Genomic DNA, 22533 nt, shown 5'->3' on the forward strand with positions numbered 1-22533 from the left:
ACCTGTTCCTTAATCGAGTTCGTTGTCGAGGTCGTTTTGCGCAGGACCGGCAGCCGCAGCGCCCGCAACACGGTTATATTTCGGAGCCAACTGGATGTACAGTACCGCCATTACCACGCCAATCACGCCCAGCGCCACCAGGTTGAAGTTGGTGAATGCAGCAGTGACGAAGCCGAGGTAGAAGAACGGCATCAGGTAGCCAGCACGCATCATGTTAATGACCATTGCGTAACCGACGACCACGATCATGCCACCGGCGATGTTCAGGCCGTTGGTCACCACTTCCGGGATAGAACTCAGCAAGCTATGAACCGCGCTGGTACCGACGGAAATTGCCACGATCAGTGCCGGGATTGCGATACGCATCGCCTGCAACAGCAGGGCTGAAACGTGAATCCACGAAATTGCCGACAGGTTGCCTTTCTCCGCAGCTTTATCGGCTGCGTGCTGGAAGGCCACGGTGATGGTACGCACGATGATGGTCAGTACCTGACCGGCCGCAGCCAGTGGAATGGCCAGCGCGATACCCGCACCGACACTTTGACCACCGGCAATAACCAGGATGGTTGAGATGATTGAGGCGAGGGCAGCATCCGGTGCCACAGCAGCACCAATGTTCATCCAGCCCAGCGCGATCATCTCCAGTGTACCGCCGATGATGATACCGGTTTTCATATCACCCAGTACCGCACCGATCAGAGTACAAGCCACCAACGGACGGTGGAACTGGAACTCATCAAGAATCGATCCCATCCCGGCGATACAAGCCACAATAAATATCAAAATGATTTGTAGCGAGGTTATCTCCATTGCATTTCTCCTAAGCAAAGGTCACGAAATATTCGCCCGCACAAGCAGGCACAGATGGCGAATTACGCATTTACCTTCGCAATCAGGTCCATCATTTTCAGTTTCGGGTCGTTAGAAACTTTGCGCACTTCCAGCTCGATACCACGGTCATTGAGTTTGCGGAACGCCGCAATATCCTTCTCATCAACCGAGACCGCGTTATTAACCTGGGTTTTACCCTGACGGAACGCCATCCCGCCGATATTGACGGATTTGATAGCCACGCCCTGTTCCACAATACGTTCCACATCGGTCGGATTGGTGAACAACAACATGACGCGATCCTGACCATATTTCGGGTTGTTCCAGACGCGAATCATTTTATCGACATCAACCACATGCGCCGTGACGCCGGGCGGTGCCACCTGGGTGAGCAGCGTTTTACGCACATGGTCATTGGCGACTTCATCGCTGACGACGATAATGCGTGTGACGTTGGTTTCTTTGGTCCAGCGGGTCGCAACCTGACCATGAATCAGACGGTCATCAATGCGGGCCAGGCCAATCTTCATATGCTCGCCGGGGGCCAGCGGTTTTTGCGGCTGCGGCGCAGCTTTGGCAACGGGGACGGCAGGTGCAGGCTCAGCCGTTTCGGTTTTCAGTGCTTTAACACCTTCGCGACCTGCTTCGACCGCGATGTGAATTAACTCCTCCAGTGAGGGATTATCATCACGTCCCATCAGGGTCTCGACCAGCATCGGAATGTTGACACCGGCAATGACATCATAATCCGGTTTATCCACCACGATGCGGCTCGCCGCGTTGAAGGGACTGCCACCCCAGGTGTCGACCAGGAACAGCACCCCCTTCGAGGTGTCCATTGTCGCCAGTCGGGCCTGATACTTTTCAATTAGCGTTTCTGCATTTTCGCCGGGCACGAAATCAATCCATCCGACATTTTCCTGCTCACCCAACAGCATCTCTGCTGTTTTAAGCAGCTGTTCTGCCGCCCAGCCATGTGTACCAATTACAATAGCAATGGTCACTTGCTACCTCCGTTCGCATGAGAGATTCTCTGGCTTCGCCGGGAATCGATGAAAATTACCGTTGTTGTTTCCTGTGGATCGCTTCGGTTTAAGATGAAGAAAAACATCAATAAATAACCTAAAACTTTCCGCTACACAGCGATAAGGTCGCGATTTATTTTAGTGAGTGAAAAAATAAATTATGTGATGCTTGTCAGTAATTCAGAGCGTAACGGTGTCTATTCGTGCTTTTATCTCTCCTTTTTTCAGGCTGTTACCGTTTGTAAATGTAAGAAAATTTTTTGACGCCGGTGATGTAACTGATACATTAACGTTCTGTTTATTATTCAGGAGTACCGGGCATTAGCTCACCTTTATGGACCGTCACCGACGTCGCTTCACCTCTTCACAGCGCCTGCTGGCGCATGCATCCACGCCTGATGGCGTAATCCAATCCGTTAACGATTTGCTGTCTCGCCGCGTGGCGCAGGCCCGTTTTCGTTCGCACGCTTCCCTGGTAAGGAGTCATTGATGGAATTTCTCTTCGACCCCTCCATCTGGGCGGGTTTGCTGACGCTTATCGTGCTGGAGATTGTTCTCGGCATCGATAACCTGGTTTTTATTGCTATCCTGGCCGACAAGCTGCCGCCAAAACAGCGCGATAAAGCGCGTCTGATCGGCCTGTCGCTGGCGTTGGTAATGCGACTTGGCCTGTTGTCACTCATCTCGTGGATGGTGACATTGACGCGACCCCTATTCAGCGTAGGCGATTTCAGCTTTTCCGGGCGCGATTTAATCCTGCTGGCCGGTGGTCTGTTCCTGTTGTTCAAGGCCACGATGGAGTTACATGAACGGCTGGAGAACCGCAATCTGGAGCATCAGGGTAACCGCAGCTATGCCAGCTTCTGGGCAGTGGTGACACAAATCGTGGTGCTGGACGCGGTGTTTTCGCTGGATGCGGTGATTACCGCCGTAGGGATGGTGAACCATCTGCCGGTGATGATGACGGCGGTAGTGATCGCGATGGGTGTGATGCTGCTGGCTTCAAAACCTTTGACCCGTTTTGTTAACGCGCACCCGACGGTGGTGGTGTTGTGTCTTAGCTTCCTGCTGATGATCGGTTTGTCGCTGGTCGCGGAAGGTTTTGGTTTCCATATTCCGAAAGGTTACCTGTATGCGGCGATTGGCTTCTCGATCCTGATCGAATTGTTTAACCAGATTGCGCGTCGTAACTTTATCCGCCATCAGGCGCATCGCCCGATGCGTGAACGCACCGCCGAAGCGATTCTGCGTCTGATGGGAGGCCGTCAGCGTAAACAGGCGGCGACGACGGAAGAGCAGGCGCTGGTGGAAGCCATGCCGCAGGAAGCCTTTAAGGACGAAGAACGTTACATGATCAACGGTGTGCTGACGCTGGCGCAACGCTCGATTCGTAGCATCATGACGCCTCGTGGTGAAATCTCCTGGGTGGATGTGGAACGTCCGGTGGATGAAATTCGCATTCAGTTGCTGGATACGCCGCACAGCCTGTTCCCGGTGTGCCGCGGCGAGTTGGATGAGATCATCGGCGTGGTTCGTGCCAAAGAGTTGTTGGTCGCACTCGAGCATGGCATGGATGTGGCGACCTTTGCCGCCAACACCCCGCCGATTGTGGTGCCTGAAACACTGGACCCGATTAACCTGCTGGGCGTGCTGCGTCGGGCGAAGGGCAGCTTTGTGATCGTCACTAACGAATTCGGCGTGGTCCAGGGTTTAATCACGCCGCTTGACGTACTGGAAGCGATTGCCGGTGAGTTCCCGGACGAAGATGAAACACCGGATATCATTGCCGATGGCGAGGGCTGGTTGGTGAAGGGGGGGACGGATTTGCACTCACTGCAACAGCTGCTGGATTATCACGAATTGGTCAAAGCTGAAGACGATCACGCATCGCTGGCGGGCCTGCTGATTGATCAGAAAGGCCAATTGCCAGTGCCGGGTGAGGTGATTGATTTGCCACCGCTGCATTTCCAGATTATCGAAGCGACTGACTACCGCGTAGATTTAGTGCGGGTGACAAAAGACAAGCCGCACGAGGATGAAGAAATATAAAAATTTGGCACCTTCGGGTGCCAAATTTTTTCATTCAGTTGTAGCGGCGCGATTTATCTCGCTATTACGCGCTGAGCTGCGCCTGATGCTGTTCCAGCCAGGCCGGGAAGTCTTCAATCGGCATCGGACGTGCATAGAAATACCCCTGCAAATGGTCGACACCACGTTCGCGCAGATAATGCGCCTGTTCCGCAGTTTCCACTCCCTCCGCCACCAGCGCGATGTTCAGGCGTTGCGCCAGTGAAATCACCATATCGGTAACGGTGGCGTTAATGGCATCGGTGCCAATAGCGGCGGTAAAAATCTTATCGATTTTCAGCACATCGGGTTTGAGATCTTTCAGATAGGCAAGCGAACTGTGCCCGGTCCCGAAGTCGTCAATCGCCAGACGGACGCCAATCTCATGCAACTGGGCAACTACCGCCTGATCAATCACCGGCAGCGCATCGCGTTCGGTCAACTCGACCACCAGTTTCGGTAACGGGTTGGCTGGCCACCAGATTCGTTGCAGGTCCTCAACAATCACCCGATCGTGAAAATGGCTGGCGGCAACGTTAATCGCAATATGGAAAGAAGAGCAGTGCGGCAGATTCGGTAGTTCATCTACCACTTTAGCAATCACAAAACGGGTGAGTGGTGCGATCAGATTTTGCCGTTCGGCCAGCGGAATAAACACGTCCGGAGCGATCCATCCCTGACGGGGATTGTGCCAGCGTAACAGCAGCTCGATACCGTCGCATTCGCCACTTTTGGCGTTAATCAGCGGCTGACAATAAACCATAAATTCATTTGCGGTGATGCCATAACTGATTTGCCAGTTCAGGCTCATGCGGTTGGCGGTCGCCAGCCAGACGATGTAGCCCATCAGCAGGCTAAGCAGCACCGCCAGTGGCAACTGAGACGGCAGGGTGCTCAGCGCCAGGCGTGCCGGTGACGGACCGTACAACGTAATGGTGTAGGGATAACGTAGTGATGCCTGATCGTAGGCGACTTCATCTTCTGAGGGCACCGTCGGTTCAATCAGCGGATTGCCATATTCCAGGCTTTGTCCACCCACGTTAAAAATTGCCCGTTCCACCCACGGCAGTTGCGGTTCAAGCAAATAATTGGTCATTAACTCGATATTGATGACCTGTAATAAACCATCACGATTATCCAGCGACTTAGGCGTCCACAGCAGCAATACCGGAGAACCTTTTAACAGGTAATCATCGGTGGTAAGCATCATGCGTTCATTATTAATCGCCAGTTCCGGGTAAGTCTGGCTGAAGGAGATATTTTGCGGGCCGTAAATACTGGAGCAGTAAAGCGTGTCGTTCTCCACCAGCAGAATCGATCTGACGGTTTGCAGCGCGGCGATTTTTTCAATGAGCGGAAAACGAACTTGCGGGCAGGGCACGCCGACCAGGCCAAGGGTGTTATTGGCAGAGACATCCAGCGGCGAAAACATGCGATCAAAACGTTCAATGGCGCGAGAGGCAAAATCCAGAGACTGTTGCTCAATACGTGACTTCTCTTCAATGTAGCGAAAAGTCAGCGTAAGAATTAAAACCAGCGCGGCGATCACTAACGCAATAAGCAATCGCTTACGGCGAAATTGACCAACAAATTGCTGGGCTATGAGCATCAGTAACCACCTTGCAAAGACTAAGAATAAAGCCAAAGAACTTCTGGGTTATCGGCATAGCGGCGGCCAGGTTTAGCACGGCTCTGGAAAAAAAGCGGTACTGAAAAAGCAGCGCGGCCAGGGAGGGCCGCGCGTAAATCACTCTATCTGGTTTAGCATGATGGAGGTAGCAGCAGTTGCATAAAATTGTTCAATCGGTGTTTTTTTGCTCACCGAAGAAAGCAACTGCGTGGGGGAGTTAGTCGCACTGAACCTTGATAGCAAGACCACCGCGCGAGGTTTCACGATATTTTGCATTCATATCTTTGCCGGTCTCATACATCGTCTCAATGACTTTATCCAGTGAGACGCGCGGTTCGCTGGTACGACGGAGCGCCATACGTGCCGCATTGATGGCTTTTACCGAGGCAATGGCATTACGTTCAATGCAAGGGACCTGCACCTGGCCTGCGACCGGATCGCAGGTCAGTCCAAGGTTGTGTTCCATACCAATTTCAGCCGCGACACACACCTGTTCCGGGCTGGCGCCCAACAACTCCGCCAGGCCGGCGGCCGCCATCGAACAGGCCACACCCACTTCTCCCTGGCATCCCACTTCAGCACCGGAAATGGAGGCATTCATTTTATACAGAATGCCAATGGCACCGGAGGCGAGGAAATAGCGGATATAAATGTCAGGCGTCACGCTTTCAATAAAGTGATCGTAATAAGCCAGCACCGCTGGAACGATGCCACAGGCACCGTTGGTCGGGGCGGTGACGACGCGGCCACCTGCGGCATTCTCTTCATTGACTGCCAGCGCAAACATATTGACCCAGTCAATCACGTTCATCGGATCATTAGAATGCTTGGTGGAGGAGACCAGCAAACGGCGCAACGAAGCCGCACGGCGCGGCACCCGCAGTGGCCCCGGCAGCACGCCTTCAGTATTCAGCCCACGATCGATACATGCCTGCATGGTCTGCCAGATGTTGGCGAAGTAGCTATGAATCTCGTCGCGGCTGTGCAGCGCCAGTTCGTTCTTCAACACCAGGCCAGACAGTGACAGGCCGCTCTCCCGACAGTGAGCAAGTAGCTCTTTAGCAGAATCGAACGGGAACGGCACGGAGACTTGGTCCAGCACGGACTGACCAAAATGCTCTTCATCAACGATAAAACCACCGCCGATGGAGTAATAGGTTTTGCTCAGAATCAGCAGGTCGCCAGCGAAAGCGAACAGTGTCAGGCCATTTTCATGCAACGACAGGTTTTCGCTACGGAACACCATGCCGCCTTCGCGGGGGAAATCAACTTCATGGGCACCGTTGGCCAGCAGCAGGCGTTCGCGTTGTTCGACATCCTGAATAAAAGCGGGAATGCTGTCGATATCAACGGTATCCGGAGCGGCACCGGCCAGACCCATAATGATCGCGATGTCAGTGTGGTGACCTTTACCCGTGAGCGACAGAGAGCCGTAAACGTCCACCGCAACACGCGTGACGTCCTGCAACTTACCCTGTTCGGCCAGCAGACCAACAAACTGTTTGCCCGCTTTCATTGGGCCGACAGTATGCGAACTGGAAGGGCCGATGCCCACTTTAAACATGTCAAAAACACTAATCACCGGTGACACTCCTCACAAAGCTTATTTTTGTACGGCTCAGGCCGTTTTATGCGGCTAATAGTAATCGCACGCGCGCAGACACGAGCAGCTTTTCGCATGAAATAAACTAATTATACAGCACAGAAATAGTTATCCATTGCAGGAGGCAAAACTGGTGCAGGAAGAAATGGCAAGCGAGGGGTACATCAACCAGGCAGGGCAATTTGCTGACCGAGCGCACGGATAATGCCTGCGGTCATGCCCCAGATAAAATAATCTTCATACCATGAGAGCCACACCTGATGCTGACGCTGGCCGCGACGCAGCGTCAGACCACTGTAGCGACTGAGGCGTAAGGCTTCCGCCAGCGGCATGGCAAAGGCGCTTTCGACCTCATCGGGATTAATCGCCAGAGGCAACCCGGCGGGAATGATGCCGACCACCGGCGTGACGGCAAAACCGGTGCTGCTGGTCACTGCGGGCAGCACGCCAACCACCTGCACCTGATCAGGCTGGATACCCACTTCCTCCTGTGCCTCACGCAGGGCGGTGAAGATCAGCGAGTCATCGCTGGCATCCTGCATCCCACCAGGAAAAGCCACCTGACCGGCATGTTTTCGGAGCCGACTGGAACGGCGCGTCAGCAATAACCCGGGTTCTGTATCGTTAATAACGGGCACCAGCACCGCAGCGCGCCGGCCATTAACAGGCGTTTTCGCCAGTGTCACCGGCGGTTGCAACATAAAACGGCTGAGGAATTGATCCAGAGTCAGGTCGCTGTTCATTTCAGGCCAGTTCTCGCAGGCTGGGAAGAATACGATTCACTTTATGCAACGTCTCCTGATATTCAGCGGTGACGTCACTGTCGGCCACCAGCCCACCGCCCGCTGCGCAGTATAACTGCTGGTTTTCGGCGACAAGCGTGCGGATGGTGATGCTGGTATCCATGCGGCCACACAGGCTGATATAACCGATGCTCCCGCACCAGGCATTGCGGCGATGTGGTTCCAGCTCCTCAATGATCTCCATGGCGCGGATCTTCGGCGCGCCGGTAATGGAGCCGCCGGGAAAACAGGCACGCAGCAGATCAGTGGCGGCAAGCTGCGCGGGCAGCCTTGCTCGCACGGTACTCACCAGATGATGCACCGCCGGGAACGGTTCGACGACAAATAACTCAGGTACGCTGACGCTGCCAGGTTCGGCAACGCGCCCGATATCATTGCGCAGCAGATCGACAATCATCAAATTTTCTGCGCGATCTTTCTCGGCATGCGCCAGCTCTTCTGCCTGCTGACGGTCGGCGTGAGGATCGGCCAGGCGTGGGCGCGTGCCTTTGATTGGCCGGGTTTCAATTTCCTGCTGATGCAGGGAAAGAAAGCGTTCCGGTGACAAGCTGAGAATCACGCTGTGCGGCAGCCGGAGAAAGGCGCTGAAGGGGGCGCGATTGGCCGCATTCAGATGCTGAAAAGCCTGCCACTCATCACCGCGATAGCTGGCCTGAAAGCGCTGGGCCAGATTAACCTGGTAGCAATCACCTGCCTGAATATAGGCCTGCACAGCGGCAAAACGTTGGGCGTAGTCGTCGTAACTCAGATTGGATTGCCAGTCACTGGTTAGCGCAAAGGGTTGTTGAGCGGGGGCGTTTTGCGCTTGCAGCCATTGCCAGCGCGCGTCGGCATCATCCAGTGACACCAGCGTCAGGCGACATAATTGATGGTCAGCGATTAACGCCCAGTCATAAATGCCGACCGCCATATCCGGGGTAATGAGATCGGACTTCGCCAGCTGAGGTAAGGTTTCGAAACGACGCCCCAGGTCATAACCAAATAATCCCAGCGCGCCGCCCTGAAAAGGCAGGTCAGGATTAAAAGCGGGCTGAACTCCGAGTGCATCGCACTGCTGCTGGAGTAGCGTCAGCGGATCATTCGGGCTGGTCTGGATATGGTCTTGCTGAACGATTTCCGTTACGTCTCCCCGGGTCACCAGGGTTACACGCGGATCGGCGGTCATAATATCAAAGCGGTTATCAGCATGATCGGCCTGGCCCGACGTCAACAGCATTGCCCAGGGCTGATGAGCAAGGGTGGAAAACAGGTGCGTCAGCGTATCCGGCGTATAATTGAGAGCGAGGGTTTTTACGATCATGAGACAAATCAGATAACAGCAACAAAGACCTAAGCCTGACACATTTTTTTGTTGCTGGCACCTGTTTGTTCCGCATGGAATAATGCGTCCCCTTTTTCCCAGGAGCGAGTCATGTTTACAGGTCTTCCGGCATTATCTCACGAACAGCAGCAGCAGGCGGTTGAACGTATTCAGGAACTGATGGCAGGGGGTATGGCCAGCGGTCAGGCGATTGCGCAGGTCGCGCACGAAATTCGTCAGAGTCATCAGGGAGAACAAATTCGGGCGCGCTTTGAAGACGACGAAGAGGACGTCTGACGCCCGAATCAGTTTATAACGCGGCGATGATCTTAATTTCGACTTTATATTTCGGATTCATCAAACCGGCCTGCACGGTGCAACGCACCGGTGCATTGCCCGGTGACACCCAGGCATCCCAGGCGCGGTTCATCGCCGGGAAATCAGCTTTATCGACGAGGAAAATAGTCGCGTCGAGAATTTTGCTTTTGTCTGAACCCACACGGGTCAGAATGGCGTCGATCACGGCCAGCGCGTTGGCGGTTTGTGCCTCTGCATCCTCATCAAGATTCTCTGGCACGCTGGTGTAGTACACCGTCTGGTTATGAATAACAGCTTCCGACATACGGTGTTCTGGATCAATACGCGTAATGGTCATGATTTTCTCCTTAATTATCGCAGCGCTAGCCTGCCATAACCGCAGCCAGGTTGTCATCTGTTGTGGTCGCATGAATAGAATCCTGACATAATTACAGTACTTTTTTGAATTTTCGGTGAGGATGTGTGGCAGACGATTTTGCAGCTGACGGCGCGCTGGCGCAGGCGATTCCCGGCTTTAAACCGCGTGAAGCGCAGCGCGAGATGGCGCAGGCTGTCGCAGAGGCGGTAAAAAGTGGCGGTGAGCTGGTGGTGGAGGCCGGTACCGGCACCGGTAAAACCTATGCTTATCTTGCTCCCGCGCTGCGTGCTGACAAAAAAGTGATCATCTCCACTGGTTCCAAAGCGTTACAGGATCAGCTGTATAATCGCGATCTACCCACCGTTGCCCGTGCGCTCAAGTTCAAAGGCAAAACCGCCTTGCTGAAAGGCCGCTCCAACTATCTCTGTCTGGAACGGATGGAACAGCAAACCCAGAGCGGCGGGGATCTCAACGTCCAGGCACTGGGCGATTTGATTACGTTGCGCGGCTGGTCATCGGAAACCATTGATGGCGATATCAGCAGCTGTGTCGGTGTGGCAGAAGACAGCCCGGTGTGGCCTTATGTCACCAGCACCAACGACAACTGTCTGGGCAGTGATTGCCCGCTGTACAAAGATTGTTTTGTGGTGAAAGCCCGCAAACGGGCAATGGACGCTGATGTGGTGGTGGTGAACCACCATTTGTTCCTCGCTGATCTGGTGGTAAAAGAAGGGGGCTTTGGGGAACTGATTCCCGAGGCCGATGTGATGATTTTCGATGAAGCCCATCAGCTGCCGGATATCGCCAGCCAATATTTCGGCCAGCAACTCTCCAGCCGCCAACTCCTCGATTTAGTCAAAGACATCATTATTGCCTACCGTACTGAAGTGCGAGATGTGCAGCAGTTGCAGAAATCCGCCGACCGCCTGGCGCAATGCACCCAGGATTTCCGCCTGACATTGGGAGAACCCGGCTTTCGCGGCAACCTGCGCGACTTGCTGAGCGATAATAACGTGATGCGCATGCTGACCTTGTTGGATGATGCACTCGAACTCTGTTACGACGTGATTAAGTTATCGCTGGGGCGTTCTGCATTGCTGGATGCCGCCTTTGAGCGCGCCGCCCTGTATCGTACCCGCCTGAAACGCTTACGTGCCATTGATGAACCGGGCTTCAGCTACTGGTATGAATGCTCCAGCCGTCATTTTACCCTCGCGCTGACGCCGCTCTCGGTTGCCGAACGTTTCCGCGAAGTGATGGACAATCGCAAAGCAGCCTGGGTCTTCACCTCTGCTACCCTGGCGGTGAATGAGCAGATGAGCCATTTCTCGAGCCGGTTGGGGGTGGATAAAGCAAAAACGCTGATCCTCAACAGCCCGTTTGATTATGCGCGCCAGGCGCTGTTGTGCGTACCGCGCCATCTGCCGGAGCCAAATCGTCCCGGTGGCGCGCGCCGGTTGGCACAGATGATGAAGCCGTTGATTGATGCCAACAAAGGCCGCTGCTTCTTTTTATGTACCTCGCATATGATGATGCGTGAACTGGCGGCGGAATTTCGTGCCTCCATGACCATACCGGTGCTGCTACAGGGTGAAACCAGTAAAGGTCAGCTGTTGAAACAATTCCTTGAGGCAGGCAATGCCTTGCTGGTGGCAACCAGCAGCTTCTGGGAAGGCGTGGATGTGCGGGGCGATGCGTTGTCGCTGGTGATCATCGATAAACTGCCGTTTACCTCGCCGGAGGATCCGTTGTTGAAAGCCCGCATGGAGGATTGTCGTCTGCGCGGCGGTGAGCCGTTTAACGATGTGCAGTTACCCGATGCGGTAATTACCCTCAAACAGGGGGTAGGCCGTCTGATCCGTGATACCGACGATCGTGGTGTGCTGGTGATTTGCGATCAGCGCCTGGTGTCTCGCCCCTATGGCGCGCTGTTCCTCAACAGTTTGCCGCCGGCCCCGCGCACCCGCGATCTTGACCGCGCCATTCGTTTTGTCCGCGAGCAGGAGAGTCACTAATTTGTGTCAGCCTGTGTTAAGATGCGCGCCATTTTGAATCTCCCGAGGTTGTTATGTCCGCCCGAATTTTAGCCCTGGACACGGCGACAGAAGCCTGTTCTGCCGCGCTGCTGAATCAACAACAGCTTGATTCCCGTTTCGAAATCGCTCCGCGTGACCATACTCAACGTATTCTGCCGCTGGTACAGGCGTTGTTGCAGGCGCAACAACTTGAGCTGACGGCGCTGGATGCGCTGGCGTTTGGACGCGGGCCGGGCAGTTTTACCGGCGTGCGTATCGGCATCGGTATCGCCCAGGGGCTGGCGCTGGGGGCGAATCTGCCAATGATTGGCGTCTCCTCGTTAGCCACCATGGCGCAAGGCGCCTGGCGACTGAGCGGCGCCACGCGTGTGCTGGCGGCGATCGATGCGCGCATGGGCGAAGTCTATTGGGCGGAGTATCAACGCGATGCGAACGGCGAGTGGCACGGCGAAGAAACCGAAGCCGTGCTGTCACCGGAAGCCGCTCAAACGCGTATTGCCGGCTTGAGCGGTGAATGGACCACGGTTGGCACCGGTTGGCAGGCGTATCCGCAGCTGTTAACTACGCCCGGCGCGCATCTGATCGCCAGCGAAGTCCAGTTACCTGCTGCTGAAGATATGCTGCCGTTGGCGCTTGCGGCCTGGCAACGGGGAGAAACGGTCGCGGTAGAACACGCTGAACCCGTTTATCTGCGCAATGAAGTGGCATGGAAAAAATTGCCGGGACGTTAAGGGACCGCGCAACTTATCGCTACGCTCTCAGTCTAATCTGAGAAATAACAGGAGAAGTGCTATGCCAATGAGTCGTAAAGGGATGTCTGGCGCTCTGTTAGCCTGCGTGCTGTTGATCAGCGGTTGTGTTTCGGTGCCGGATGCCATTAAAGGGAGTTCACAGCTTCCACAGCAAGATCTATTACGCGTGATGAATGCGCCGCAACTCTATGTCGGCCAGGAGTCGCGCTTCGGCGGTAAAGTGGTAAACGTCACCAATCTTAATGGTCTGACGCGACTCGAAATTGCCACCCAACCATTGGATGACAGCGCCCGACCACGTCTTGGTTCGGCATCGGTCGGTCGTATTTTTGCCGATATTCACGGCTTCGTTGATCCGACCGATGTGAAAAACCAGTACGTTACCGTGCTGGGCAATATCAAAGGGACAGAAAAAGGGACGATCGGCCAGGCCAGCTACAATTTTGTGGTTATCGATGTAAAAGGTTATCAGCGCTGGCATTTAACGCAGCAGGTTATGACGCCACCGCAGCCTATCGATCCCTGGATTTTCTACGGACCGACACGCCATCATCCAGGCTATTGGGGACCCAACCCTTACTGGGGCATGTCCAATAGTGGTCCGGCACAGGTAGAAACCATCCTGACTGAATAAGTTATTTTTAATCAGTCATTTACGGCCCGATCGCGGCGCACGCGAACGGGCCTTTTTATTGAGTGCGCAACCGAAGCGCGAAATTTAGTGATGAGCCTCGCAACCTGAACAGGTCGACACCGGCAAACTGGTACAATCAGTTAAAATATTGTTAACAACACTGATGGCAGAGGCTGCGATGGCTACGCAACAAGAATCTCGGGGTGAATCTTTGACTAAGGTTTGGCTGAAACGCTATCCGCCGGATGTCCCAGCGGAAATTACTGCGGACCGTTATACCTCTTTGATCGATCTTTTTGAGCATGCAGCAACGCGTTATGCCGATCAGGTCGCTTTCGTAAACATGGGTCAACCGATGACCTATCGTCAGCTGGACCAGCAAAGTCGTGCTTTCGCTGCCTGGTTACAACAGGGGCTGAAGCTTAAAGCCGGTGACCGGGTTGCGCTGATGATGCCTAATCTGCTGCAATATCCGGTGGCGCTGTTTGGCGTGCTGCGTGCAGGCATGGTGGTGGTGAATGTTAACCCGCTCTACACACCACGCGAGTTAAAGCATCAACTTAACGACAGCGGTGCCAGTGCGATTGTCATCGTCTCGAATTTTGCGCACACCTTAGAAAAAGTCGTGGCCGAGACTCAGGTTAAACATGTGATGTTAACGCGCATGGGCGATCAACTGGCCCCCATCAAAGGGACGCTGGTTAATTTTATTGTTCGCTATGTGAAGAAGCTGGTGCCGAAATACCATCTGCCAGGTGCCGTTTCTTTTCGTCTGGCGTTGCAGCAGGGGGAGCAACTGACTTATCAACGCCCTGATGTGACCAATGATGACCTGGCGTTTCTGCAATATACCGGTGGTACCACCGGGGTAGCGAAAGGCGCAATGCTGACGCACGGCAATATGCAGGCCAACCTCGAACAGGCGAAAGCCACCTATGGCAAGCTGCTGCGTCCGGGACAGGAGTGCGTGGTCACCGCCTTGCCGCTGTACCATATTTTTGCTCTGACGGTTAACTGTCTGCTGTTCCTCGATCTGGGCGGTCAGAACCTGTTGATCACCAATCCGCGCGACATCCCGGGTTTTGTCAGGGAGCTGGCAAAGTTCCCGTTCACCGCGATTACCGGTGTGAATACCCTGTTCAACGCGCTGCTCAACGATGCCAACTTTAATAAGCTGGATTTCTCCACCCTGCGGATGTCGGCGGGCGGCGGTATGGCGGTGCAAAAAGCCGTGGCTGAACGCTGGGAGAAACTAACCGGCCACTATCTGCTGGAAGGCTACGGTTTGACCGAGTGTTCACCGTTGGTGTCGGTGAATCCTTATGACATCACCTGCCATACCGGAAGCATCGGTTTACCGGTACCTTCTACCGATGTGCGTATCGTCGATGAAGATGAACATGATGTCCTGCCGGGTGAGCCGGGAGAGCTTTGCGTACGCGGCCCGCAAGTGATGGTCGGTTACTGGCAACGCCCGGAAGCCACCGAAGAAGTGCTAAAAAATGGCTGGCTGCATACCGGTGATATTGTTACCGTGGACAGCGAAGGCTTTATCCGCATCGTCGATCGCAAAAAAGACATGATTCTGGTGTCGGGCTTTAACGTGTATCCTAATGAGATCGAAGATGTGCTGATGCAGCATGAGAAAGTGCGAGAGGCCGCCGCGATTGGCGTACCGAGCGATCTTTCCGGTGAAGCGGTGAAAGTGTGTATCGTGAAGAAAGATCCCACCTTAACCAAAGAAGAAGTGCTGGATCACTGTCGCCGTCAGCTAACCGGCTACAAGGTGCCGAAGATTATCGAGTTTCGCGACGAGTTGCCTAAGACCAACGTCGGCAAGATTTTACGTCGTGAGTTGCGCGATGAGGTGAAGCGGGAAGGGTAAGTGTGCGCACCTCGCTCAAAGGTTAACGCCGGCAAAGTCCGGCGTTTTTATTGCTTTTAACATGGAGCGCTGCACGAAGTATGTTGCAGCGAAAACATAACGTGAATTATTCCCTGATCGACCAAAATGACCAACTGGCGGCGGTATGTGACAAAGCACGGCAGCATAGCGCTGTGGCGCTGGATACCGAATTTGTTCGCACCCGTACTTACTATCCACAGTTGGGTCTGATCCAGCTGTTTGATGGCGAGCAATTGGTCCTGATCGATCCTCTCAACATTAGCGACTGGGCACCGTTTATTGCGTTATTGCGTGATACCCAGGTAACCAAATTCCTGCACGCGGGTGGTGAAGATCTCGAAGTGTTTCTGCATCGTTTTCGCTGCCTGCCGGACCCGATGGTCGATACCCAAATTCTGGCGGCTTTTGCCGGGCAGCCTCTGTCGTGGGGTTTTGCCGCGATGGTGATGCACTTTAATCAGATCGAGCTGGATAAAAGTGAAGCGCGCACTGACTGGCTGGCGCGTCCACTGACGGCGCGCCAGTGTGAATATGCGGCGGCGGATGTTGCTTACCTGCTGCCGATAGCCCATCAACTGGTGGCGCAAACGGAAGCGGCAGGCAACATGGCCGCAGCGCTGAGCGAATGTGACACCTTATGCCAGCGTCGTCTGGATGTGCTGGCGCCTGAAGATGCCTGGCGTGATATCACCAATGCCTGGCAACTGCGCCCGCGTCAGTTGGCGGCTTTGCAGCGTCTTGCGGCGTGGCGGCTGAATATCGCGCGGCAGAAAGATATGGCGGTGAACTTCGTGGTGCGCGAAGAGAACTTGTGGAAAGTGGCGCGTTTTATGCCCGGCAGCCTCGGTGAACTGGATCATCTGGGACTGAATGGCCATGAAATCCGCTTCCACGGTAAAGCGCTGGTGGCGATGGTGGCCGAAGCGCAAGCGCAGGATGAAAGCACGTTGCCGCAACCGCTGGGTAATCTGATTGATCACCCGGAATACAAGCAGACCTTCAAAGCCATCAAAGCGTTGGTCCAGCAGGTGAGCGAAGAGACGGGTTTTAGCCAGGAGTTGCTGGCTTCACGTCGTCAGATCAATCAGGTGTTGAGCGTGCATTGGGGGTTGAAAAATGCCTCACGCACACCGGAATTAATCGCAGGCTGGCGTGGCGATTTGTTCAAGGCGCGCATCGACGAGATTTTGCAGACGCACTAAATCCAGTATTTTCCCCTGCAAACAACGCAGGGGAAAATCAGGAGACCGCTAGCGTCATTTGGTGACTTCTTCCGTCTCCGGTAGCGTAACGTTCAGCTCCAGAATCGAGATATCATCTCCTTTCTGATCCAGCTGAACGGTCACCATATCTGGGTCAATCTTCACATACTTGCAAATTACTTCCAGAATGTCGCGCTTGAGCTGCGGCAGGTAGTGGGGCTCACTGTCGCCCCTTCTGCGTTCAGCCACAATAATTTGCAGCCTTTCCTTGGCTATGTTGGCTGTGTTCTTCTTACGGGATAAAAAGAAATCAAGTAATGCCATTGGTTATCCCCCGAACAGGCGTTTCAGGAAACCCTTCTTCTCTTCTTCAATAAAGCGGAAGGGGCGTTCTTCGCCAAGCAGGCGGTCTACGGTATCAGCATAGGCTTTACCGGCATCTGAGGTCGCGTCAAGGATCACCGGTTCGCCCTGGTTAGAGGCGCGCAGTACCGATTGGTCTTCAGGAATGACGCCGACCAATGGAATACGCAGGATATCCAGTACGTCTTCCATGCTCAACATATCACCACGACTGACGCGGCCCGGGTTGTAACGGGTCAGCAGCAGGTGTTCTTTTACGGCATCCTGGCCATTCTCTGCACGGCGAGATTTGGAGGCGATGATGCCAAGAATACGGTCGGAGTCACGTACTGAAGAGACTTCCGGGTTAGTGGTAATAATCGCTTCGTCGGCAAAATATAGCGCCATCAGCGCACCGGTTTCGATACCGGCCGGCGAGTCACAAACGATAAAATCGAACTCCATGGTCGCCAGATCGTTCAGTACTTTCTCAACGCCTTCGCGGGTCAGGGCATCTTTGTCACGGGTTTGCGACGCAGGCAGGATGTAAAGTTGCTCGGTACGCTTATCTTTAATCAGTGCCTGGTTCAGTGTGGCATCGCCCTGAATAACGTTGACGAAGTCATAAACCACACGGCGTTCACAACCCATGATCAGGTCGAGGTTACGCAGACCGATGTCAAAATCGATAACCACGGTTTTTTTGCCTTTCTGCGCGAGTCCAGTGGCGATGGCCGCGCTTGACGTGGTCTTGCCAACGCCCCCTTTACCGGATGTAACTACAATGATGCGTGCCATAAATGTTGATTTCCTTAACGAAAGAAAAGGGGCCTAATTAAGTGTCTGAATGGTGAGCGCGCCCTCTTTGAGGCACAGGCGCGCAGCTTTACCAAAAAATTCTGCCGGGATCTGATCCATGATCCAGTACTCCCCGGCAATCGAGACCAACTCTGCGGCGAGGTTGGTGCAAAAAATCTGGCAGTCACGGTCACCGCTGGCACCCGCCAGCGCGCGGCCGCGCATCATGCCGTAAATGTGGATGTTGCCATCGGCAACTAATTCAGCACCGGCGCTGACGCTGCTGGTGACGATTAAATCGGCATTGCGGGCATAGATCTGCTGGCCTGAACGTACCGGCGTATTGATGATGCGGGTTTTATTGACGGTCTCAGCCACAACAGGGGCGGCGACGGCTTCAGCAACCGGCGTTTCAGTGCGCTTTTTGCTCTCTTTACCTTCAGACAGCACCGGTAAACCGGCGCGCGCAATCATCTTTTTCAGCGCATCATCTTTACAACCGCTGACGCCAACGATACGCAATCCGGTTGCGATGACGGCTTGTTGCATCTGTTTCCAGTTGATGTCGCCGTTCAATGCCGACACATTGAGCACCACGGGCGCATTTTTCAGAAAGCCAGGCGCCTGGTCGATTTTGTCCTGCAACGCCTGACGAATCACCTCAGGTTGCGAATGGTGCAGATGAACGACTGACAGGGTAAAACTGCTTCCCTTGAATTCGATTGGCATTTGCGACATCTGTCCTGACTCGTCCTGTTTTCACTACCAGGTGATGAATGCCGATAAAATCGTCATTAACACCACTCGGTCAATATTCGAAGTTCAGCAAGCATGTTATAGTTACTGCTATATTCAGGCAAGTGACGCCATCAGTTAATTCGAGTAAAAAATATGTTTTGTGTGATCTACAGAAGCCCGCAACGCGACCAGACTTATCTTTATGTTGAAAAAAAAGACGATTTTTCCCGCGTGCCGGAAGAATTGCTGCGGGGCTTTGGTAAACCTCAGTTGGCAATGGTGCTGTCACTGGAAAAACGCGGCAAACTGGCCAATGCAGACATCAATAAAGTTAAGCAGGCATTGAGCGATCAGGGCTATTATTTACAATTGCCGCCCCCGCCGGAAAGTCTGCTGAACATACATCTTCAGCAAGGCAAAAAAGATTAATTCGGATTCATCTGTAAATATATCCAGATTTAATCATCTGTATGGGTAGCTTTATTTATTTGCCTGCGCTAAATCCCTTATTGCAGACAATATAGTGAATCTGATTAACGTCTTTTGACAATTTCCGCACAGCCCGCAGTCGCAAACCAGCTTAATATATTGACCCTCAGTGCCACGTTCCGGCACTGAAGCAAACACAACGCGCCAGCAGGGCTGGCGTCATACGCAAACTAAAGCAGGGGAATAGCATGTATCAGCATCGTAACTGGCAGGGCGCTTTGTTGGATTACCCGGCCAGTAAAGTGGTCTGTGTTGGCAGCAACTATGCTAAGCACATTAAGGAGATGGGAAGTGCAACGCCAACCGAGCCGGTGGTGTTCATCAAGCCTGAAACCGCGCTGTGCGATCTGCGTCAGCCACTGTCGATTCCAGGGAATTTCGGTGAAGTCCACCACGAAGTTGAACTGGCGGTGCTGATTGGTGCCACGCTGAAGCAGGCGAGTGAAGAGCATGTGGCGAAAGCCATCGCGGGTTACGGTGTGGCGCTGGATTTGACGCTGCGTGATGTCCAGGCTGGTCTGAAAAAAGCGGGACAGCCGTGGGAAAAATCGAAAGGTTTTGATAACTCTTGCCCGCTGTCTGGTTTTATCCCGGCAGCAGAATTTAGCGGCAATCCGCAGGATACCGAACTGAAACTGGTGGTGAATGGCGAAGTTCGCCAGCATGGCACCACCGCAGATATGATCCACAAAATCCTGCCGTTGATTGCCTATATGAGCCAGTATTTCACGTTGCGTGCGGGCGATGTGGTACTAACCGGCACCCCAGAGGGTGTGGGCCCGATGCGTTCTGGTGACAAACTTGAGATCTCGCTGGCCGGTCACGGTATTACGACGCGCGTGCTGTAAAACTTGCATCACCGCACCTGAACCTTTATAAGGTGCGGTCTTTACGTTAATCCGGACCGCCATCATGACTGATCACCCTTTCTGGCAAACAAAACGCCTTGACCAAATGGACGACGCAGAGTGGGAATCGCTGTGCGACGGCTGTGGGCAGTGCTGCCTGAATAAATTGCAGGATGCGGATACCGATGAAATTTACTTCACTAACGTCGCCTGCAATCAGCTCAACATTAAAACCTGCCAGTGTCGCAATTACGAACGGCGGTTTGAATATGAAGAAGATTGCATCAAGCTCACACGCGAAAATCTGACCACTTTCAACTGGTTGCCGCGTACCTGTGCGTATCGTTTGCTCGGTGAAGGAAAGACATTACCCGCCTGGCATCCGCTGGTCGCAGGTTCCAAGAAAGCCATGCATGCACAACGCATTTCGGTGCGTTATATCGCGGTGCGGGAGAGTGAAGTGCGGGATTGGGAAGATCACATCATCGATCGGCCAGACCGTAACGGTTAAAAAAACAGGCAGCTCAGGCTGCCTGTTTTCATTTGTTAACGGCCAAACAAATCACGACGTTTGGCTTTGAACGGCTGAGCAATCAGCACCAGCAGGCCAACTACCAGATAAGCCGCAAAAATGACGATCATCCACTGCGGCATGCTCCAGCCAAGGAAACTCCAGTCAATGGCGGCGCAGTCACCCCGCGCCACGAACACGGCAGGCAACCATTTATCCAGTGGCAGCCAGGTCGGGAAACGCGCGGCAAAATCACAGGTGACAAAGGGGTTCGGATGGAGTTGGATCATGGTGTGTTCATAAGAGAGGCGAACTCCCTGAATCGCACTGTACAGCCAGATGACAATCGCAACCCAACGCAACGGGGTTTTCGGCGCAATGGCTCCGACAATACCCGCACCCATCACGCCAAACAGTGCGCAACGCTCATAAATACACATCACACAGGGCTGTAATCCCATGACGTGTTGGAAAAAGAGCGCAGTCAGTTCGAGAGCCAGTGCCGTCAGTGCCAACAATAACCAGGCTCCGCGTCCTCGCGAACATTGGTTCAAATATCGCAACATATTGCCTTTCCTGTAGCCATTAATGTTTCGCAGTGTAAACCAAAAGCGTGACCATGCCAGCCCGGACGCAGGAAAAAATCATGTATAAAAATGACTTATCCTGATCCAGGCCAAAAAACCTCAGAGTTGTGTGGCGCTAAGCCAACCTTGCTGGATGAAATAATCACTCATTGGTACCAGCAATTCATTGATGCAGAAGAATCCCACCAGTGACAGCACCAGGGTAAACGGCAGCGCCATCCACACCATGCGGCCATATGAGAGACGAATCAGCGGTGCCAGTGCTGAGGTCAACAAAAACAGGAAGGCTGCCTGACCATTCGGGGTGGCAACTGAGGGTAAATTCGTGCCGGTATTGGTGGCGACCGCCAACAGTTCAAACTGACGCAAATCAATCGCACCACTCTGGAAGGCATGTTTTGCTTCGTTGATATACACCGAGCCGACAAACACATTATCCGAGATGGATGACAGCAAACCATTAAACACATAAAACCAACTGAGTTGCGAGGCCGGGTCGGCCTGCAACACAAAATGGATCAGTGGCTGGAACAGTTGCTGGTCAATGATCACCGCGACAATGGCAAAAAATACCGCCAGCAATGCAGTAAAGGGCAGAGCTTCGGTAAAGGCCTGGCCGAGAGTATGTTCATCGGTAAACCCGCACAGCGAGGTGGCGAGAATAATCACAGAAAGGCCGATCAACCCAACTTCAGCGAGATGAAAGGCGAGGGCGATAATCAGCCAAACGCCGATCAAAGCCTGCATCCACAATCTCAGCGTATCCTGGCGGGTGCGCTGCTCACTGGCCTGACGGTCGCTCTCCAGTAAAATCGCGCGTACGGCCTCAGGTAGCGTTTCACCGTAGCCAAACACCCGGAAGCGCTCCACCAGAATGCTGGTGATAATCCCACACAACAACACCGGAACGGTAACCGGCGCCATGCGCAGGAAAAACTCTGTGAAGTCCCACCCTGCGGCATGGGCAATGATCAGGTTCTGTGGTTCGCCGACCATCGTCATCACACCGCCAAGTGCGGTGCCGACACCGGCCTGCATCATCAGGCTGCGCAAAAAGGCGCGAAATTTTTCCAGGGTTTCCCGCTGGACAACTTCATCATGGTGCGGCAGCCCGGATGAAGCCACGCGATGATAAATATCATAAAAACCCATCGCCACGCTGATCACCACCGCAAGTACGGTCAGCGCATCGAGGAAGGCGGAGAGAAACGCAGCGGCAAGACAGAAGGTCAGACCGAGCAGCACTTTGCTGCGGATCGACAGCAAAATACGGGTGAATACGAACAACAGCAGTTGTTTCATAAAGAAGATCCCCGCCACCATAAAAATCAGCAGCAGCAACACTTCAATATTCCCGGCCAGTTCAGTTTTCACCTGTTCAGCACTGGCCATGCCAATGGCAATTGCCTCGACAGCTAACAAGCCACCGGGCAGCAGCGGGTGGCACTTTAACGCCATGCCAAGGGTAAAAATAAATTCGGCGACCAACACCCAACCCGCCAAAAACGGGCTGACAAAAAAGAACAGCAGCGGATTGATGACCAGAAAAGTAATCAGTGTCAGTTTGTACCACTCGGGTGATTGCCCGAGAAAATTGCGTCTGAAGGCCTGCGCGTAGCTGAGTTCCATCGACTCTCCCTGAGATCTTGCATGTTATAAATTTTGCCAAGGGTAATGCGTCTCCAGGTGCTACGCAAACGGAGATCGTGTGGGTATTAAATGATATGGAAATTTGCGGCAGCGCGCGCTTTTAAT

The 22533-nt window shown here is 53.7% G+C and carries 22 protein-coding genes; 10 read left to right on the top strand and 12 right to left on the bottom strand.

Annotated elements, in window-relative coordinates; genetic code table 11:
- Positions 1-9 precede the first annotated feature (9 nt).
- Together L579_RS04045 and manX are read right to left on the bottom strand one after the other, a co-directional pair.
- Entirely contained in the window at positions 10-810 is an 801-nt protein-coding gene (locus tag L579_RS04045) for a PTS mannose/fructose/sorbose transporter subunit IIC (RefSeq protein ID WP_021183003.1), read from the bottom strand.
- A gap of 62 nt (positions 811-872) precedes the next feature.
- Positions 873-1835, bottom strand: coding sequence for a PTS mannose transporter subunit IIAB (gene manX / locus L579_RS04050; protein WP_021183004.1), 963 nt, complete (start codon positions 1833-1835; stop codon positions 873-875).
- A gap of 510 nt (positions 1836-2345) precedes the next feature.
- Here manX and L579_RS04055 point away from each other — a divergent pair.
- Positions 2346-3905, top strand: a complete 1560-nt coding sequence (locus L579_RS04055) for a TerC family protein (RefSeq protein ID WP_021183006.1) — start codon at positions 2346-2348, stop codon at positions 3903-3905.
- Positions 3906-3969: 64 nt separating this feature from the next.
- Here L579_RS04055 and L579_RS04060 read toward each other — a convergent pair whose 3' ends face one another.
- From L579_RS04060 to pabB, 4 genes are all read right to left on the bottom strand, one after another.
- On the bottom strand, positions 3970-5532 hold the full coding sequence (locus L579_RS04060; RefSeq protein WP_021183007.1) for an EAL domain-containing protein: 1563 nt from the start codon (positions 5530-5532) through the stop codon (positions 3970-3972).
- A 238-nt stretch (positions 5533-5770) separates the two neighbouring features.
- On the bottom strand, positions 5771-7135 hold the full coding sequence (locus tag L579_RS04065) for an L-serine ammonia-lyase (protein ID WP_021183008.1): 1365 nt from the start codon (positions 7133-7135) through the stop codon (positions 5771-5773).
- Between the two features lie 185 nt (positions 7136-7320).
- Positions 7321-7899 (bottom strand): CoA pyrophosphatase, encoded by a 579-nt coding sequence (locus L579_RS04070; protein WP_021183009.1) that lies wholly within the window; start codon positions 7897-7899, stop codon positions 7321-7323.
- A gap of 1 nt (position 7900) precedes the next feature.
- Positions 7901-9259: an aminodeoxychorismate synthase component 1 gene (gene pabB / locus L579_RS04075; RefSeq protein ID WP_021183010.1), complete on the bottom strand. Its 1359-nt coding sequence runs from the start codon at positions 9257-9259 to the stop codon at positions 7901-7903.
- A 111-nt stretch (positions 9260-9370) separates the two neighbouring features.
- On the opposite strand from pabB, the gene L579_RS04080 reads away from it, so the two are divergent.
- Entirely contained in the window at positions 9371-9556 is a 186-nt protein-coding gene (locus tag L579_RS04080; RefSeq protein WP_021183011.1) for a YoaH family protein, read from the top strand.
- A gap of 13 nt (positions 9557-9569) precedes the next feature.
- Here the strand turns inward: L579_RS04080 and L579_RS04085 are convergent, their stop codons facing one another.
- The gene (locus L579_RS04085; protein ID WP_021183012.1) at positions 9570-9914 is read right to left on the bottom strand and encodes a RidA family protein; all 345 of its coding nucleotides are present in this window, start codon (positions 9912-9914) and stop codon (positions 9570-9572) included.
- 125 nt (positions 9915-10039) lie between these two features.
- On the opposite strand from L579_RS04085, the gene L579_RS04090 reads away from it, so the two are divergent.
- From L579_RS04090 to rnd, 5 genes are all read left to right on the top strand, one after another.
- Positions 10040-11950 carry an ATP-dependent DNA helicase gene (locus tag L579_RS04090; protein ID WP_021183013.1) on the top strand — a complete coding sequence of 637 codons (1911 nt, stop codon included), beginning with the start codon at positions 10040-10042 and terminating at the stop codon, positions 11948-11950.
- A 53-nt stretch (positions 11951-12003) separates the two neighbouring features.
- A complete protein-coding gene (tsaB, locus tag L579_RS04095; RefSeq protein WP_021183014.1) occupies positions 12004-12702 on the top strand; it encodes a tRNA (adenosine(37)-N6)-threonylcarbamoyltransferase complex dimerization subunit type 1 TsaB in 699 nt (232 codons plus the stop codon).
- 61 nt (positions 12703-12763) lie between these two features.
- A complete protein-coding gene (locus L579_RS04100; protein WP_021183015.1) occupies positions 12764-13357 on the top strand; it encodes a Slp family lipoprotein in 594 nt (197 codons plus the stop codon).
- A gap of 211 nt (positions 13358-13568) precedes the next feature.
- Positions 13569-15242 carry a long-chain-fatty-acid--CoA ligase FadD gene (fadD, locus tag L579_RS04105; protein WP_021183016.1) on the top strand — a complete coding sequence of 558 codons (1674 nt, stop codon included), beginning with the start codon at positions 13569-13571 and terminating at the stop codon, positions 15240-15242.
- A 101-nt stretch (positions 15243-15343) separates the two neighbouring features.
- A complete protein-coding gene (rnd, locus tag L579_RS04110; protein ID WP_036625112.1) occupies positions 15344-16465 on the top strand; it encodes a ribonuclease D in 1122 nt (373 codons plus the stop codon).
- Positions 16466-16519: 54 nt separating this feature from the next.
- On the opposite strand, the gene minE is transcribed toward rnd, so the two are convergent.
- From minE to minC, 3 genes are read right to left on the bottom strand one after another with little or no spacing between them, the layout of a single operon-like run.
- Entirely contained in the window at positions 16520-16789 is a 270-nt protein-coding gene (gene minE / locus L579_RS04115; protein WP_013509389.1) for a cell division topological specificity factor MinE, read from the bottom strand.
- Positions 16790-16792: 3 nt separating this feature from the next.
- A complete protein-coding gene (gene minD, locus L579_RS04120; protein ID WP_021183019.1) occupies positions 16793-17605 on the bottom strand; it encodes a septum site-determining protein MinD in 813 nt (270 codons plus the stop codon).
- A gap of 33 nt (positions 17606-17638) precedes the next feature.
- Positions 17639-18343, bottom strand: coding sequence for a septum site-determining protein MinC (minC, locus tag L579_RS04125; RefSeq protein WP_021183020.1), 705 nt, complete (start codon positions 18341-18343; stop codon positions 17639-17641).
- A 153-nt stretch (positions 18344-18496) separates the two neighbouring features.
- On the opposite strand from minC, the gene L579_RS04130 reads away from it, so the two are divergent.
- From L579_RS04130 to L579_RS04140, 3 genes are all read left to right on the top strand, one after another.
- Positions 18497-18772, top strand: coding sequence for a YcgL domain-containing protein (locus L579_RS04130; RefSeq protein WP_021183021.1), 276 nt, complete (start codon positions 18497-18499; stop codon positions 18770-18772).
- Between the two features lie 248 nt (positions 18773-19020).
- Positions 19021-19680, top strand: coding sequence for a fumarylacetoacetate hydrolase family protein (locus L579_RS04135; protein WP_021183022.1), 660 nt, complete (start codon positions 19021-19023; stop codon positions 19678-19680).
- 64 nt (positions 19681-19744) lie between these two features.
- On the top strand, positions 19745-20191 hold the full coding sequence (locus L579_RS04140) for a YcgN family cysteine cluster protein (RefSeq protein ID WP_021183023.1): 447 nt from the start codon (positions 19745-19747) through the stop codon (positions 20189-20191).
- Between the two features lie 35 nt (positions 20192-20226).
- Here the strand turns inward: L579_RS04140 and dsbB are convergent, their stop codons facing one another.
- On the bottom strand, positions 20227-20757 hold the full coding sequence (gene dsbB / locus L579_RS04145; RefSeq protein ID WP_036624994.1) for a disulfide bond formation protein DsbB: 531 nt from the start codon (positions 20755-20757) through the stop codon (positions 20227-20229).
- Between the two features lie 120 nt (positions 20758-20877).
- On the bottom strand, positions 20878-22407 hold the full coding sequence (nhaB, locus tag L579_RS04150) for a sodium/proton antiporter NhaB (RefSeq protein WP_021183025.1): 1530 nt from the start codon (positions 22405-22407) through the stop codon (positions 20878-20880).
- Between the last annotated feature and the right edge of the window lie 126 nt (positions 22408-22533).

The organism is Pantoea sp. AS-PWVM4 (assembly GCF_000468095.1).
Classification (GTDB): domain Bacteria; phylum Pseudomonadota; class Gammaproteobacteria; order Enterobacterales; family Enterobacteriaceae; genus Pantoea; species Pantoea phytobeneficialis.

What these genes read in the sequence shown, in the direction of transcription:
- L579_RS04045 (WP_021183003.1), bottom strand. Translation starts at nt 810, where the DNA reads ATGGAGATAACCTCGCTACAAATCATTTTGATATTTATTGTGGCTTGT.
- L579_RS04055 (WP_021183006.1), top strand. Translation starts at nt 2,346, where the DNA reads ATGGAATTTCTCTTCGACCCCTCCATCTGGGCGGGTTTGCTGACGCTT.
- L579_RS04060 (WP_021183007.1), bottom strand. Translation starts at nt 5,532, where the DNA reads ATGCTCATAGCCCAGCAATTTGTTGGTCAATTTCGCCGTAAGCGATTG.
- L579_RS04070 (WP_021183009.1), bottom strand. Translation starts at nt 7,899, where the DNA reads ATGAACAGCGACCTGACTCTGGATCAATTCCTCAGCCGTTTTATGTTG.
- pabB (WP_021183010.1), bottom strand. Translation starts at nt 9,259, where the DNA reads ATGATCGTAAAAACCCTCGCTCTCAATTATACGCCGGATACGCTGACG.
- L579_RS04080 (WP_021183011.1), top strand. Translation starts at nt 9,371, where the DNA reads ATGTTTACAGGTCTTCCGGCATTATCTCACGAACAGCAGCAGCAGGCG.
- L579_RS04085 (WP_021183012.1), bottom strand. Translation starts at nt 9,914, where the DNA reads ATGACCATTACGCGTATTGATCCAGAACACCGTATGTCGGAAGCTGTT.
- tsaB (WP_021183014.1), top strand. Translation starts at nt 12,004, where the DNA reads ATGTCCGCCCGAATTTTAGCCCTGGACACGGCGACAGAAGCCTGTTCT.
- L579_RS04100 (WP_021183015.1), top strand. Translation starts at nt 12,764, where the DNA reads ATGCCAATGAGTCGTAAAGGGATGTCTGGCGCTCTGTTAGCCTGCGTG.
- minE (WP_013509389.1), bottom strand. Translation starts at nt 16,789, where the DNA reads ATGGCATTACTTGATTTCTTTTTATCCCGTAAGAAGAACACAGCCAAC.
- minD (WP_021183019.1), bottom strand. Translation starts at nt 17,605, where the DNA reads ATGGCACGCATCATTGTAGTTACATCCGGTAAAGGGGGCGTTGGCAAG.
- minC (WP_021183020.1), bottom strand. Translation starts at nt 18,343, where the DNA reads ATGTCGCAAATGCCAATCGAATTCAAGGGAAGCAGTTTTACCCTGTCA.
- L579_RS04130 (WP_021183021.1), top strand. Translation starts at nt 18,497, where the DNA reads ATGTTTTGTGTGATCTACAGAAGCCCGCAACGCGACCAGACTTATCTT.
- L579_RS04135 (WP_021183022.1), top strand. Translation starts at nt 19,021, where the DNA reads ATGTATCAGCATCGTAACTGGCAGGGCGCTTTGTTGGATTACCCGGCC.
- L579_RS04140 (WP_021183023.1), top strand. Translation starts at nt 19,745, where the DNA reads ATGACTGATCACCCTTTCTGGCAAACAAAACGCCTTGACCAAATGGAC.
- dsbB (WP_036624994.1), bottom strand. Translation starts at nt 20,757, where the DNA reads ATGTTGCGATATTTGAACCAATGTTCGCGAGGACGCGGAGCCTGGTTA.
- nhaB (WP_021183025.1), bottom strand. Translation starts at nt 22,407, where the DNA reads ATGGAACTCAGCTACGCGCAGGCCTTCAGACGCAATTTTCTCGGGCAA.